The organism is Micromonospora sp. ATA51 (assembly GCF_016802855.1).
In the GTDB taxonomy this organism is placed as follows: Bacteria; Actinomycetota; Actinomycetes; order Mycobacteriales; family Micromonosporaceae; genus Micromonospora; species Micromonospora sicca.
Window position 1 is genome coordinate 1 of record NZ_JAEVHJ010000168.1, and the last position, 13,959, is coordinate 13,959.

The following is a 13,959-nucleotide window of genomic DNA, read 5'->3' on the forward strand; positions in this document are numbered from 1 at the left end:
GCCGCCGTCCAGCGGTCGGCGAGGGCGGTCACGTTGCGGCCCTCGTCCCGGCTGGCCGCCAGCTCGTGCGGCAGCAGGTCCTCCGGCTGCAGCGGTCGGCGAGGGCGGTCACGTTGCGGCCCTCGTCCCGGCTGGCCGCCAGCTCGTGCGGCAGCAGGTCCTCCGGCTGCACCCAGGTCAGTCGCAGCCCGCCGGCCGCGCCGGGACGGGAGGCAGGGCCGCCCGCCCGGCGGCCGGCGCGGTGCCGGTGGCCGGGACACCCGCAGCGGTCATGCCAGGCCGCCGAAGCGCTCGGCGCGCCGGGCGAAGCGCTGCCGGTCCCGGTCGAAGACCTCGGTGGCGACCGCGGCGAGTACCCGCGCCGGCTCGACCAGGTCGGTGCGGGACGCCTCGGCCACCACCGTGGACCACTCGGCGGGCACCGCCGCCACGCCGCCCAGCGCCCCGGCGATCGCGCCGGCCATGGTGGCCGTGGAGTCGGCGTCCCGGCCGTAGTTGACCGAGCCGAGCACCGCCGACCGGTAGTCGCCCTGGGCCACCACCAGCATGCCCAGCGCCACCGGCAGCTCCTCGATGGCGTGCAGCCGGCTGGGCCGGCGGGCGCCCAGGCCGGGGCTGCGGTACTCCTCCCCCACCGTGTCGTAGGGGGCGACCGCGGCGCGCAGCGCGGGGATGGCGGCCTTCCAGTCGTCGTACCACCGGGCCTCCTTGACCACCGCGTCGATGGCGGCGCGGGTGCCGTCGAGGGCCAGGTCGAGCGCCGCGCCGAGGACGTCGTCGACGCCCGCGCCGGGGGCCGCGGCGGCGGCGACCGCGGCGGCGAAGACCGCCGCGGCCTCCCGCCCGTAGCTGTGCTGGTGCGCCCCGGCGATCTCCACCGCCTCCGCGTACGCCCCGGCCGGGTCGCCGGCGTTGACGATGCCGACCGGGGCCATGTACATGGCGGCGCCGCAGTTGACGATGTTGCCCACGCCGGCCTCGCGGGGGTCGGCGTGCGCGTGGTGCAGGCGGGTGACCAGCACCGTTCGGCCGCGGCCAGCCGGTGGAAGGTCACCCCGTCCCGCTCCAGGTCCGGGATGTACACCACCCGCTCGATCAGGTCGGGGACGAGCAGTTCCACCACGTCGTACGCGTCGAGGTGGTCCCGCTTGGCCGCGTACGCCCGGACCAGGGCGTGGGTCATCAACGTGTCGTCGGTGATGTGCCCGTCGCCCTTGTGGTACGGCGCGAGTGGCCGCGCGGTGGCCCAGTCGGCGTGGTACGGGGGCACGACGCCCTCGACCCAGCCGCCGTAGCGGGCGCGGATCTGCTCAGGGAGCGCTGTCTCGGTGGCACCGCCGAGGGCGTCGCCCACCGCGGCGCCGACCAGGCAACCGACCGACGTGTCGAGCAAGAGTGACATGGTTACCTCAGAACCTGCTTGCCACCGTCGACCAGCTGCGTGCCGAGCTGGTCCAGGGTGATCTTGTTGGCGAAGTACTGCTGAAGGGCCGGGGTGGCGTACTTGGTCTTCCACTCCGGGTAGCCGTCGACCTTCTGGAACGGGGCGACGGTCAGGTCGGCGGCGCTGTCCGCGGCGACGTCCCAGCCCTGCTTGCCGCTGGTGGCCTTGACCAGCTCCGCGTTGGCCTGCTTGCCGGTCGGCACCAGCCAGTCACCCTTGGCGAGGGTGGCCATGTTGGTCGGGTTGAGGAACCACTCGATGAACTGCGCGGCCTGCTTCTGGTGCTTGCTGTCCGCCGAGACGGACAGCGTCTGCGGGTTGGCGGCCTGCTTGGTAGACAGCCCCTTGATCGGCGGGAGGGTGACCCAGTCGAAGCCGGCGGGGGCCTGCTCGACCATCTGCTGGCGCAGCGACACCGAGCCGGGCAGCATCGCGTACTTGCCGCCGAAGAAGCCGGGCAGGGTGTCCGCGCCGCTCATGCCGAGCGCCTCCGGGGAGGCCGACTTGGTGGCGTAGAGCATGTCGTGGATCCGCTTCGGCACCTCCCTCTCCGCGTCGCCGACCTTGACCTCGGTCTTGCCGCCGTCGGGGTAGAAGAACTTGCCGTCGTAGTTCAGCGCCAGGTTCATCACCCGGTTGGTGGGCGACTTCAGCGCCCAGGCCACGCCGTACTGGCCGGGCTTGGTGAGCTTCTGCGCGTTGGCCTGGAACTCGTCCCAGGTCCAGCCGCCGTCGGCCGGTGGCACGGCGACGCCGGCGGCGTCGAGCAGCTTCTTGTTGGCGATGACGACCTGCGACTCGAGCAGGAACGGCACGCCGGTGACCTTGCCCTCGAAGGTGGCGGTGTCCCAGACGCCCGGGTCGATCTGGCCCTTGAAGTCGTCGCTGAGCAGCTTGGAGACGTCGGCCAGGTAGCCCTGCTTGCTGAACTCGCCGATGGCGGAGGCCTCGTAGTGCACGATGTCGGCGGCGTCGCCGCCCTCGAACGAGGTGAGCAGCTGGTCGTGGACGGAGTTCCAGTCACCCTGGACGTACTCGACCTGGATGTCCGGGTGCTCGCTGTTCCACTTGGCGACCAGGTCCTTGTTGGCCTGCAGCGACTCCTTCTGCCAGGCCAGGCTGAGGAAGCGCAGCTTGACCGGGCCGGACGACGCCTCGTCCGTGCCGCCGCCGTCACCGCACGCGGTGAGGGCGCCGAGGCCGACGACCGCGACCGCGGCGGCCGCGGCGAGTCGACGGAATCTGCTACGGAGCATGGGGGTTACCTCCTTGGTGGTGGGTGGGGGATGTGGTGCCGCTCGTCAGCCCTTGACGGCGCCGGCGAGCGAGCCGGAGGAGAGCCGGCGTTGCATGAAAGCGAAGAAGATCAGACTGGGCAGGGTGGCGAGCAGGGATCCGGCCGCGAGGGGACCGAGCCGAGCGGTGCCCTCGATCCCGACGAACCGGGCCAGGGTGACCGGCAGGGTGGCCAGCTCCGGGGTCTTGAGCAGCACCAGGGCGAAGAAGAACTCGTTCCAGGCGGAGATGAACGAGAACAGCGCGGTGGCGACGATCCCGGGCGCGAGCAGCGGGAAGACCACCTGGCGCAGGATCTGCAGCCGGCTGGCCCCGTCGACGCTGGCCGCCTCCTCCAGCTCGCGCGGGATGTTGCGGACGAAGCCCTGGAGCATCCAGAGCGCGAACGGCAGCGCCCAGACCACGTAGATCAGCACCAGCCCGGCGTGGGTGTTGGCCAGCCCGACCTCGCGCAGGATCAGGAAGATCGGGATGATCAGCAGCACGAACGGGAACAGCTGCGACAGCAGCACCCAGCCGAGCGCCGCGGTGCCGAGCTTCGTGCGGAACCGGGCCAGGGCGTACGAGGCGGGCAGCGCGACCAGCACGGTGAGCACCGCCGAGGCGAGCGACACCTGGAGGCTGTTCAGCGCGGCCCGGCCGAGTTCCTGCTCGGTGAAGGCCTGCACGAAGTTCTGCACGGTCGGGTTGGCGGGGATCAGCGTGGGGTGCAGCTGGACCAGTTCCCGGGGCGGCTTGAACGCGGTGGAGACCAGCCAGACCAGCGGGAACCCGAGGAAGATCAGGTAGCCGGTCAGGGCGACGTACTGCAACGTGCGCCCGGTGCGGCTCGGCTTTCCGAACATGTCAGTTCGCCTCCCGGAGTCGGCGCCGCAGGTAGACCGCGAGCAGCGCGACGATGATCAAGACCATGGCGTTGCCGAGCGCGGCGGCGTAGCCGTAGTTGCCGTAGCGGAACGCCTCCTCGTAGGCGAAGAGCATCGGCAGCATGGTCTTGCCGCCCGGCCCGCCCGCGGTCAGCACGTAGACCAGGCCGAACGAGTTGAAGTTCCAGATGAAGTCCAGCGAGGTGATCGCGACGATCACCGGCGCGAGGGCGGGCAGCGTGACGTTGCGGAACCGGTGCCAGGTGCCGGCGCCGTCCACCGCGGCCGCCTCGTGCAGCTCGCGCGGCACGCCCTGCAACCCCGCCAGCAGCACAACGGTGGTCTGCGGCATGCCGGCCCAGACGCCCACGATGATCACCGCGGGCAGCGCGGTGCTGAAGTCGCCGAGCCAGTTGGTGCGCAACCCGTCCGCGCCGACCCGGTGGAAGAACTCGTTGAGCAGGCCGGCGTCGGGGTGGTAGACCAGCTTCCACAGGATGCCGACCACCACCGGCGGCATCGCCCAGGGCACCACGGCGAGCACCCGGGCCGCGCCCCGGAAGCGCAGCTGCTGGTTGAGCAGCAGGGCCAGCCCGAGGGCGAGCACGAATTGCAGCACGGTCACCCCGACCGCCCAGAGCAGGCCGATCTTGAACGAGTTCCAGAACAGCTCGTCGCCGAGCAGCTCCCGGTAGTTGGCCAGCCCGGTGAAGCTGACCTCGACGTTGCGGCCGGCGCGGGCGTCGGTGAAGCCCAGGTAGATGCCGCGCAGCAGCGGGAACACCGAGAGCACCACGATGGGCAGCAGCGACGGCAGGAGCAGCAGGTAGATGCCCATCCGGTCGGAGCGGGACCGGGCGGCGCGCGGACCCTCGGCGCGCGCGACGTCCGGCCGTTCGGCCACGGTGGTCATGCGGTCACCTCCGGGGTACGCGGTGCGGGTGGCTTCGGCGCCGTCGGCTCCTGGTCCGGTTGGCCGGGCACGAGCGGCAGGGCTCCTTCCGCCGTCCGGGCATCGGCTCGCCGGAACGGCGCGAGCACGGGGCGCGGTGCGGCGCTGGAGGCGCGGACGGCGAGGTGGGGGGCGACCTGCTCGCGGCGGGGCGGCAGGGCCGGGTCGGTGATCCGTTGCAGGAGCAGCTCGGCGGCGCGTCGTCCACGTTCGGCCGAGCCGAGGGAGACGCTGGAGAGCTGCGGGAACATCATCCGGGCCAGCTCGGTGTCGTCCATGCCGACCAGCGCGACGTCCTCGGGGACCCGGCGACCGGCGGCGAGCAGGGCGTGCAGCGCCCCGACGGCGATCAGGTCGTTGGCGCAGACCAGTGCGTCGGGGCGGGCCCGGGCGAGCAGTCGTTCGGCGGCGGCGCGGCCGGCGGCGTACTGGAAGTCGCCGACCTCGACGAGCCGTTCGTCGAGCTCGATGCCGTGACCGGCGAGGGCGGTCCGGAAGCCGGCGTCACGGGCGGCGCCGGGGACGGTGTCGAGCGGGCCGTTGACGAAGCCGATCCGCCGGCGTCCGGCGGCGACCAAATGGTCGACCGCCAGCCCCACGCCGGTGCGCGAGTCGGTGCGGACGTTGTCGACCGGGGCGTCCGCGCCGAGCTGACCGACGACCACCACCGGCACCGGGCTGTCGACCAGCGCGGCCAGGTGGTCGTCGGTGACCCGGATCGGCGAGACGATCATCCCGTCGACGTAGCGGTGGGCCAGCCGGCGCAGCAGCGCCGTCTCCTTGGCGACCTGACCGGCGGTGGCGTGCACCAGCAGCTGCCGGCCGGAGGCGGCGACCACCGACTCGATGGCGCGCATCATCTCGACGTACACCGGGTTGCCGATGTCCTCGACGGCGAGGGCCACGAGGCCGGTGCGCTGCGACTGGAGCGAGCGGGCGATGGCGTTGGGGACGTAGCCGACCTCGGCCGCCGCCGCGCGGACCTTGCGGATGGTCTCGGGGCTGCCCCCGACGCCGTTGAGCACGCGGGAGGCGGAGGCGATCGAGACGCCGGCCCGGGCGGCGACGGTGTGCACCGTCGGCCGGCCGTCGGCCGACTCCTGTAAACGTTTACGACCCACGCCCTGGCACCTCCACCTCATTGCTGTAAACGTTTCCGGGAGTCTGCGCCTGAGCCGACGGTCAGGTCAAGGGCTCGTTACGAAAACGTTTCCAACCACGCTCAACCTGCTTCGACGGAGAGCCGGCCCAGGCGCTGCGGCTCGGCGATCACCTCGATCGCCGTGATCTTGTCGTGGCTGATCTCGAAGGTCATCACCGTGACGAGACGTCCATGGCGTTTCACCAGGAGCGCCGGGACGCCGTCGACGAGCCCGACCTGGGCATGCTCGGCCCGGTGCGAGAAGAACAGCGCCTGTCGGGCGACGGCACGGGCGCCGCGCAGCCGTATCGGGCTCCGGGAGGGCGCCGCGAAGCCGTCGGCGCTGACGCTGACCTCAGGGTGAAGCAGGTTGAGCAGCGCCGCGAAGTCGCCGTCGCGCGAGGCGACGAGGAAGGCATCGACGGCCTTCCGCTGCCGGGCTGGATCGCTGTCGGGCATCTCGGCGGCCCGCACCCGGTGACGGGCGCGACTGGCGAGCATCTTCGTCGCGTCGGTCGAGCGCCCGACGATCGGTGCGATCTCGCGGTAGGGCACGGCGAAGATGTCGTGCAGCACGAACGCCATTCGCTCCGCGGGCGTCAGCGTGTCCAGCACCACCAGCAGCGCGAGCCCGACCGAGTCGGCCAGCACCGCCTCCTGCTCCGGGTCCGGGCCGTCGACGGGGCACGGTGCGGCGAGGGGAACCTCCCGACGCCCCGTACGCGACCGCAGCATGTCCAGGCACACGCGTGCCACCACGGTGGTGAGCCAAGCACGGGCATTCTGGACTTCGCTGGTGTCCGACCGGGCCGTCCGCACCCACGCCTCCTGGACCGCGTCGTCGGCTTCGCTTCGCGAGCCGAGCATGCGGTAGGCCACCGCCCGCAGGTGACCTCGGTGCGCCTCGAAATCCTCCACCGTTACCCTTCCGCCGCGTCCTCCGTCTTACCACTGACGGGTACGAGCACCCACTGGTAACAAGGAGGAGCGATGGCACCACTGGTTTCCACGATCGAGATCGCGCGTCCGCCGGACGAGGTCTTCGCCTACGCCACCGATCCTTCGCGTTTCGCCGAGTGGCAGCACGATGTGGTGCGGGTGCGCCTTCTCGACGGCTCACGGTTCACCACGACCCGGAGGATCAGGGGTGCCGAGCGCACGATGACGCAGCAGATCACCCACAACGATCCGCCGCACCGCTGGGGCGCCCGGGGCACCGACGGGCCCATCCGTCCGCACGCCACGGTCAGCGTGGAGCCGATCGGGGACGGCACCAGATCCCGAGTGACGTTCACACTCGACTTCGCGGGCCACGGGCTCGGCGTGGCGCTGGTCCCGCTGGTACGCCGGCAGGCGCGGCAGGCGGCGCCGACCAGCTACCAGAACCTCAAGCAACTCCTCGAGAACGGCCGCTAGGCCCCGCGGTCACGAGGTCGCCGGCTGCCACTGGTAGGACCAGGGCGGCCCGGAGCCGGTGACCGGTTGGCACACGTACAGGCCGTCACCCACGACGTCGATTTCGCCCGGATGCAGCTCGGACGGCGGTTCCCCGTGCTCGTCGAGTTCGACCGTGGCGGTGCGTCCGTCGGCCGGTCCGCCCACGATCGGCACATCAGCTACGTCTCGCATACGTGCAGCATCCCGGTCCGGCCACGATGTGCACCCCGAATGCCGAAGTTCGGCCCCTTCGTCTTTCCGGCGGGCTCGGTGACGTCATCCGCCACCGTCCGAGTTGACCACACCGGCACGCATTCGCTCCTCTCAGCTGGGCGGGTGGCGGGCGGACACGACGATTCTTCTCGCCGTCCCCCCTGGACCTTCCCGCATCGATGGCAATATCCTCCGTCTCACGCGCGGCGTCTGAAGTTCCTTTTCACTCGCCGATCCTCGCCGCCGCGAAGGAGACGACATGCACTTCAACCACCCTGAGCTGGACCGCCGCACGCTGCTGCGGGCCGGCCTCGGCGCCGCCGCGGTCGCGGTCGTCGGCAGCGAACTCGCCTTCCCGGCGGCGGCTCAGGCCGCGCCGGGCGCGGACCTCGACTGGATCATCAGCTGTGACGAGTGGGGAGCCCGCCCGCCGGCGGACCCGCTGTCGATCAGCGCGATCGCCACCAACAAGATCATCGTGCACCACATGGCGTTCCCGAACAGCACCGACTACTCGGAGGAACACGCCAAGCAGCTCGCCCGCGACTGCCAGGACCTGCACCTGGACGTCAACCACTGGTCGGACACCGGGCAGCACTTCACGGTCAGCCGCGGCGGTCACGTCCTCGAGGGCCGGCACGGCAGCCTGGAGCGGCTCCAGGCCGGCGACCGGCAGATGATCTCGGCGCACTGCCCGGGCGAGAACGGCCGGGCCATCGGCATCGAGAACGAGGGCACCTACGTCACCGAGACGCCGCCGCACGAGCTGCTCGACTCGCTGGTCAAGCTCTGCACCACCGTCTGCCAGCAGTACGGCCTGCACGCCCACGACATCTTCGGCCACTGGGACTTCCGGGCCACCCAGTGCCCGGGCGCGATGTTCTACCGGGAGTTCCCCGCCCTGCGCCGGCGGGTCTTCGCCAAGCTCGGCACCGACCTGGCCGACGTGCCGGCCCGCCGCTGGCCGGACATCTGGCGCTTCGTCGGCGGCCCGGTCGTCCGCGTCGCGCAGTACCTGCTCACCTTCCGCGGCTACACCGTGCCGGTCACCGGCGTCTTCGACGCCGCCACCGTCGCCGCCGTGCAGGACTGGCAGGCCCGCAACGGCATCCCGGTCGACATCGACGCCACGCTCACCGCGCCGACCTGGGAGACCCTCGCGCCGGAGCTGGACAAGGACGCCACCGGCATCCCGGTCAGCGCGCTGCAGTTCATGCTGAACTCCAAGGGCTACGCCGAGGTCGCGATCACCGGCGAGTACGACTACGTGACCAAGAAGGCCCTGAAGGACCTCCAGGAGCTGCACGGTCTCGACGCGAACGGAAAGGTCAGCACCACCACCTGGTGTGCCCTGGTGGGTGGTGTGGTGCGTCAGTCGTTCCAGCAGAACTGACGACGTACCGGCGGGGAAGCGGTGGAGGTGGCAACGGCGCCACCTCCACCGCCAGCTCGTGCGGCGCGCGACTCGCCCGTCGTACGTCGTTGTCCATGTCATCCGGGGCTGCGACGATGACCCTCGTCAAAGACGACGAAGGAGGGCCTCATGGCGTCTCGGCTCAACCCGTACCTCAGCTTCCGCGACAGCGCGCGGCAGGCCATGGAGTTCTACCAGAACGTGTTCGGCGGCAACCTGACGCTGAGCACGTTCGGCGAGTTCGGCAACCCGGATCCGGCCGTGGCCGACAAGGTCATGCACGCCATGTTGGAGACCGACCGCGGCTTCACGCTGATGGCCTCCGACACCCCGCCGGAGATGGAATACCAGCCGGGCAACAACATCGCGATCAGCCTCAGCGGGGACGACGCCGACGAGCTGCGTGGCTACTGGAAGCAGCTCTCGGAGAGTGGCACCGTCTCGATGCCACTCGAGAAGCAGATGTGGGGCGACGAGTTCGGCATGTGCGTGGACCGGTTCGGCATCGGCTGGATGGTCAACATCGCCGGGCCCCAGGCCTGACCCGCCCCGGCCAGGGGAGGTCGCCCGAACGGCGGTGTCCACGATGGTCCTGCCGGCGTTAGCGTACGGAGCATTCGCACCGACGCGGACACCCGGCCGGAGAGGACCAGATTCATGGACGGCAGGATCCCCTCGCACCGTCGACGCCTGACCCGGCTGGTCGCCGCGGCCGCCGTCGTGGCGGCCACCCTGGGGCTGGTCGCCCCACCCGCGCACGCGGAGGCCGGGCCCAAGGTCGACGTGCTGACCCGCAACCTCTACCTGGGCGGGGACCTCACGCCGTCGATCGGGGCGCCGACGCTGCCGGCGTTCCTGGCCGCGAACTCGGCCCTGCTCCGGCATGTGGACCTGGTCGACTTTCCCGCCCGGGCCGCGCTGTTCGCCGAGGAGATCCGCGAACGCAAGCCGACCTGGTCGGCCTGCAGGAGGTGGCGCTCTGGCGCACCGGACGGATGGGCGACCCGGCCCCGGCCACCGAGGTCCGGTACGACTACCTGGCGCTGCTGATGGCCGAACTGGCTGGCTCCGGCCACCCGTACGACGTCGCCGTGGTGCAGGACGAGGCGGATCTGGAAGCCCCGGCCGGCGCGCCGTACAACGTGGACGTCCGGCTCACCATGCGCGACGTCGTCCTGGTGCGGCACGGCGGCCGGGTGAAGGTGACCGACACGTCGTCGGGGAACTTCGTCCAGAACCTGGTGTTCCCGCTTCCGGCCACGGGTGGCACCGCCACCAGCACGCGCGGCTGGACGGCCGTGGACGCGGTGCTGGGCAACCGGGCGTTCCGGTTCGTCAACACCCACCTGGAGGCGTTCCACCCCGGCGTCCGGGTGCTGCAGGCGCAGGAGCTGCTCCGGGGCCCGCTGAACGTACCCGGGAGGGTGATCCTCGTCGGGGATCTCAACACCGGTCCCGAGCTGCCCGATCCGAACAACCGGCTCGCGTATTTCACCCTGGTGGCCGGCGGACTGGTCGACACCTGGCCGATCCTGCACCCCGGCGACCCCGGATACACCGCGGGGCTGGGCGACGATCTGACCGAGCCGGCCGACGACGTCGAGCACCGGATCGACATGGTCATGGTCCGGGGCGCGGTCGCCCCGGTGGCGAGCGAGGTCTTCGGCACCGAGCGACAGACCCCCGACGGCCGGTGGGCGTCGGATCACCTGGGTCATCAGGCGGTGCTCGCGCTGCGGTAGACGGGACCGAAGTGTCGGCATTGGCGCTTGGTGAACAACGGCTATCCCGGGCGGTGCGAATCGGAGATCCTTGCCGAGGGATCGATATGAGTTAATCTCACCTCCGGGTGTGACGCCCGGGCACGGAGGGCGAGACGTCGGCATCGGCAGTCGGGCGTACCCCGGCCCCGACTCCGAGCTCCCGGAGGCACCGCCATGCCCCGTCCCACCATCCGCACCCGCGTCGCGGCGCTGACCGCCGCGGCTGTGACCGCCGCCGCGACCGCCCTGACCGTCGTCCCGCCCGCACCAGCCGTCGCCGCCACCACGTTCGCCGGCAACGACCACTGCCTCGGCCAGTGCGCCGACATCCTGCCGCCGGGCGAGAACGGCAACGCCACGCTCGCCGCGATCCTGGCGCACCAGGTCCTCGGCACCCGGCCCGCCCACTCCAGCGACCAGCTCGACGAGTACGCGAACCTGGTGTACGGCTACGCGGGACTCACCGACGAGCAGATCGCCCGCTTCTACCACGACGCCTCGTTCGGCGTACCCGACGCGCAAGTGGAAAGCACCGTGCGCCCCCGCGCGGACGTGACCATCGTGCGGGACTCCGCCACCGGCGTACCGCACGTCACCGGCACCACCCGCTCCGGCACCATGTTCGGCGCCGGTTACGCCGGCGCGCAGGACCGGCTCTGGGTGATGGACCTGCTCCGCCACGCCGGCCGTGGCCGGCTCAGCTCATTCGCCGGCGGGGCGCCGGGCAACCGGGAACTGGAGCAGAGCATCTGGGCCAACTCCCCGTACACAGAGGCGGACCTGCAGGCCCAGGTCGACGCGCTACGGCAGAAGGGAACCCGCGGCCAGCAGCTCCACACCGACGTAGGCGACTACATCGCGGGCGTCAACACCTACATCGACCAGTGCGTCGCCAACGCGAACTGCCCCGGCGAGTACAACCTCACCGGCAACGGCGCCCCGCAGCACTTCACCATGACCGACCTGATCGCCACGGCCGGCGTCATCGGCGGGCTGTTCGGCGGGGGCGGCGGCGCGGAGATGCAGTCGGCGCTGGTGCGGGTCGCCGCCCGGGCGAAGTTCGGCCCGACCGCCGGCGACCAGGTGTGGCAGGCGTTCCGGCAGCAGAACGACCCGGAGACCGTGCTGACCCTGCACGACGGGCAGAGCTTCCCGTACGGCGGCGCACCGGCCGGCGCGCCCGGCGTGGTGCTGCCCGACGCCGGTACGGTCACCGCCGAACCCCTGGCCTACCAGCCGACCGCCTCGGCCGGCACCGCGACGGCGACCAGCCCCCGGAGCGCCACGACCGAGGGACTGCTCAGCGGGCTCGGCGCACTCCGGTCGCACGGCATGTCCAACGCCGTGGTGATCTCCGGTCGGCACACCGTCAGCGGCAACCCCATCGCCGTCTTCGGCCCACAGACCGGCTACTTCGCGCCGCAACTGCTCATGCTGCAGGAACTGCAGGGGCCGGGCATCAGCGCCCGCGGCGCCTCGTTCGCGGGCCTGAGCCTCTACGTCCTGCTCGGACGCGGGCAGGACTACGCGTGGAGCGCCACCTCGGCGGCGCAGGACATCACCGACACATACGCCTTGCCGCTGTGCACCACCGACGGCAGCGCCCCGACCCTGCAGTCGAACCGCTACCTCTACCACGCCAGTGCCTGGCGATGGAGGTGCTGGCGCACACCAACTCCTGGTCGCCGACCCTGGCCGACTCGACCCCGGCCGGCTCGTACACCCTGCGCGCCCTGCGCACCAGGTACGGGCTGGTGGCGTACCGGGGAATGGTGAACGGGCAGCCGACGGCCTTCACCCGGCTCCGGTCGACCTACCGGCACGAGGCCGACTCCGCGATCGGCTTCCAGGCGTACAACGACCCCGCGGCGATGGGCTCCGCCGCCGCGTTCCAGGACGCCGCCGCGAACATCGGCTACGCCTTCAACTGGTTCTACGTCAACTCGACCGAGGCGGCGTACTTCAACTCCGGGTCCAACCCGGTCCGGCCGTCCGGGGCCGACCCGAACCTGCCCACCCGGGCCGAGGCGGGCTACGAGTGGCAGGGCTGGAACCCGGACACGAACACCGCGACCTACACCCCGGCCGGCGCCCACCCCCGGTCCGTCAACCAGGACTACTACGTCAGCTGGAACAACAAGCAGGCGTACGACTACAGCGCCGCGGACGGCAACTTCAGCTTCGGATCGGTACACCGGGCACAACTCCTCGACGCCCGGTGCGCGCCGCGATCGCGGGGCAGCAGCTCGACCGGGCCGCCGTCGTACGGATCATGGCCGACGCCGCGGTCACCGACCTGCGCGGCCAGCAGGTCCTCGGCGACCTGCTCCGGGCCGTCACCAGCCAACCGGTCACCGATCCGACCCTGGCCGACGCGATCGCCAAGCTGCGGGCCTGGCAGCAGTCCGGCTTCCGCCGCGCGGAGACCACCGCCGGTTCGCGGGTCTACCAGCACGCCGACGCGATTCGGATCTTCGACGCCTGGTGGCCGCTGCTCGCCGCGGCGGAATTCAAGCCGGGACTCGGCGCCGACCTCTACGGCGCCCTGGTGGACGCCATCGAGGTGAACGAGGCACCGTCCGGCGGCCAGAACGGCGGACGCGACGGCACCGCCGTCTGGGCGGCCGCCGGCCAGCCGCACAAGGGCTCGTCGTTCCAGTACGGCTGGTGGGGCTACGTCGACAAGGACATCCGGACCGTCCTCGGCGACCCGGTGACCGGCGGCCTCGGCCGCACGTACTGCGGCAACGGCAACCTCGGCGCCTGCCGGCAGGCGCTGCTCGACACCCTCGCCCAGGCGGCCGCGCTGCCGTCCACCACGGTCTACCCCGGCGACTCGTCCTGCGCCGCGGGCGACCAGTGGTGCGCGGACGCGATCGCCCAGTCGGGGCTCGGCGGCATCAGCCATCCCCTGATCGCCTGGCAGAACCGGCCCACCTACCAGCAGGTCGTCTCGTTCCCGGCGCGCCGCGGCGACGACGTCACCAACCTGGCCCAGGGGCGCGCCGCCACCGCGTCGAGCACCCAGTTCCTCACCAGCCACACCCCGGACAAGGCGGTCGACGGCAGCCTCGGCACCCGGTGGAGCAGCAGCTACGCCGACAACCAGTGGATTCGGGTGGACCTCGGCTCCGGCCGCACGGTCAACCGGGTCATCCTGCGCTGGGAGGCCGCGTACGGCAGCGCGTACCGGGTCGAGGTCTCCACCGACGGCGCCACCTGGCGGACGGCGTTCAGCACCACGACCGGCAACGGCGGCGTCGACAACGTGACCTTCGCCCCGGTCACCGCCCGCTACGTGCGCGTGTACGGCGTCAAGCGGGCCACCTCGTACGGCTTCTCGCTCCACGAGGTCGAGGTCTACGCCCGGTGACCGCCCGCCGGGCCATCTGCTACGCGGAGCTCGGCTACGAGGTGCTCGGCTTCGACGTCG

Annotated in this window: 12 protein-coding genes and 2 pseudogenes; 6 read left to right on the top strand and 8 right to left on the bottom strand. The window is 71.6% G+C overall.

Features of this window, described 5'->3' with window-relative positions:
• Positions 1 to 269: 269 nt before the first annotated feature.
• The 7 genes and pseudogenes from JNW87_RS23220 to JNW87_RS23245 all read right to left on the bottom strand — a co-directional run bounded on the left by JNW87_RS23220 (position 270) and on the right by JNW87_RS23245 (position 6,617).
• Positions 270 to 1,022: an ADP-ribosylglycohydrolase family protein gene (locus tag JNW87_RS23220; RefSeq protein ID WP_309234030.1), complete on the bottom strand. Its 753-nt coding sequence runs from the start codon at positions 1,020 to 1,022 to the stop codon at positions 270 to 272.
• Positions 1,023 to 1,150: 128 nt separating this feature from the next.
• Positions 1,151 to 1,402, bottom strand: a pseudogene (locus tag JNW87_RS41665) (ADP-ribosylglycohydrolase family protein); the annotation flags it as partial.
• A gap of 2 nt (positions 1,403 to 1,404) precedes the next feature.
• Positions 1,405 to 2,700: a sugar ABC transporter substrate-binding protein gene (locus JNW87_RS23225; RefSeq protein WP_109803360.1), complete on the bottom strand. Its 1,296-nt coding sequence runs from the start codon at positions 2,698 to 2,700 to the stop codon at positions 1,405 to 1,407.
• Between the two features lie 45 nt (positions 2,701 to 2,745).
• Positions 2,746 to 3,585, bottom strand: a complete 840-nt coding sequence (locus JNW87_RS23230; protein WP_109803359.1) for a carbohydrate ABC transporter permease — start codon at positions 3,583 to 3,585, stop codon at positions 2,746 to 2,748.
• A 1-nt stretch (position 3,586) separates the two neighbouring features.
• Entirely contained in the window at positions 3,587 to 4,519 is a 933-nt protein-coding gene (locus JNW87_RS23235; RefSeq protein WP_109803358.1) for a carbohydrate ABC transporter permease, read from the bottom strand.
• Positions 4,516 to 5,679 carry a LacI family DNA-binding transcriptional regulator gene (locus JNW87_RS23240; RefSeq protein ID WP_236648143.1) on the bottom strand — a complete coding sequence of 388 codons (1,164 nt, stop codon included), beginning with the start codon at positions 5,677 to 5,679 and terminating at the stop codon, positions 4,516 to 4,518. Before JNW87_RS23240 ends, JNW87_RS23235 begins: the two co-directional genes overlap by 4 nt.
• 101 nt (positions 5,680 to 5,780) lie before the next feature.
• Entirely contained in the window at positions 5,781 to 6,617 is an 837-nt protein-coding gene (locus JNW87_RS23245; RefSeq protein WP_255420219.1) for a sigma-70 family RNA polymerase sigma factor, read from the bottom strand.
• Positions 6,618 to 6,689: 72 nt separating this feature from the next.
• On the opposite strand from JNW87_RS23245, the gene JNW87_RS23250 reads away from it, so the two are divergent.
• A complete protein-coding gene (locus JNW87_RS23250; RefSeq protein ID WP_109803356.1) occupies positions 6,690 to 7,115 on the top strand; it encodes an SRPBCC family protein in 426 nt (141 codons plus the stop codon).
• A 9-nt stretch (positions 7,116 to 7,124) separates the two neighbouring features.
• Here the strand turns inward: JNW87_RS23250 and JNW87_RS23255 are convergent, their stop codons facing one another.
• Positions 7,125 to 7,328 (bottom strand): hypothetical protein, encoded by a 204-nt coding sequence (locus JNW87_RS23255; RefSeq protein ID WP_146231171.1) that lies wholly within the window; start codon positions 7,326 to 7,328, stop codon positions 7,125 to 7,127.
• A 280-nt stretch (positions 7,329 to 7,608) separates the two neighbouring features.
• Here JNW87_RS23255 and JNW87_RS23260 point away from each other — a divergent pair, with 280 nt between their 5' ends.
• The 5 genes and pseudogenes from JNW87_RS23260 (at position 7,609) to JNW87_RS23280 (ending at position 13,899) form a co-directional block, all read left to right on the top strand.
• Positions 7,609 to 8,742 carry an N-acetylmuramoyl-L-alanine amidase gene (locus tag JNW87_RS23260; RefSeq protein WP_109803354.1) on the top strand — a complete coding sequence of 378 codons (1,134 nt, stop codon included), beginning with the start codon at positions 7,609 to 7,611 and terminating at the stop codon, positions 8,740 to 8,742.
• 150 nt (positions 8,743 to 8,892) lie between these two features.
• Entirely contained in the window at positions 8,893 to 9,306 is a 414-nt protein-coding gene (locus tag JNW87_RS23265) for a VOC family protein (protein ID WP_109803353.1), read from the top strand.
• 114 nt (positions 9,307 to 9,420) lie between these two features.
• The gene (locus tag JNW87_RS23270; protein ID WP_238454390.1) at positions 9,421 to 9,813 is read left to right on the top strand and encodes a hypothetical protein; all 393 of its coding nucleotides are present in this window, start codon (positions 9,421 to 9,423) and stop codon (positions 9,811 to 9,813) included.
• A complete protein-coding gene (locus tag JNW87_RS23275) occupies positions 9,735 to 10,505 on the top strand; it encodes an endonuclease/exonuclease/phosphatase family protein (RefSeq protein WP_238454391.1) in 771 nt (256 codons plus the stop codon). Before JNW87_RS23270 ends, JNW87_RS23275 begins: the two co-directional genes overlap by 79 nt.
• Positions 10,506 to 10,700: 195 nt before the next feature.
• Positions 10,701 to 13,899, top strand: a pseudogene (locus JNW87_RS23280) (penicillin acylase family protein).
• Positions 13,900 to 13,959 lie beyond the last annotated feature (60 nt).

Excerpts from the sequence above, each read along its gene's own strand:
- JNW87_RS23225 (WP_109803360.1), bottom strand. The coding sequence starts at position 2,700 with ATGCTCCGTAGCAGATTCCGTCGACTCGCCGCGGCCGCCGCGGTCGCG.
- JNW87_RS23230 (WP_109803359.1), bottom strand. The coding sequence starts at position 3,585 with ATGTTCGGAAAGCCGAGCCGCACCGGGCGCACGTTGCAGTACGTCGCC.
- JNW87_RS23235 (WP_109803358.1), bottom strand. The coding sequence starts at position 4,519 with ATGACCACCGTGGCCGAACGGCCGGACGTCGCGCGCGCCGAGGGTCCG.
- JNW87_RS23250 (WP_109803356.1), top strand. The coding sequence starts at position 6,690 with ATGGCACCACTGGTTTCCACGATCGAGATCGCGCGTCCGCCGGACGAG.
- JNW87_RS23255 (WP_146231171.1), bottom strand. The coding sequence starts at position 7,328 with ATGCGAGACGTAGCTGATGTGCCGATCGTGGGCGGACCGGCCGACGGA.
- JNW87_RS23260 (WP_109803354.1), top strand. The coding sequence starts at position 7,609 with ATGCACTTCAACCACCCTGAGCTGGACCGCCGCACGCTGCTGCGGGCC.
- JNW87_RS23265 (WP_109803353.1), top strand. The coding sequence starts at position 8,893 with ATGGCGTCTCGGCTCAACCCGTACCTCAGCTTCCGCGACAGCGCGCGG.
- JNW87_RS23270 (WP_238454390.1), top strand. The coding sequence starts at position 9,421 with ATGGACGGCAGGATCCCCTCGCACCGTCGACGCCTGACCCGGCTGGTC.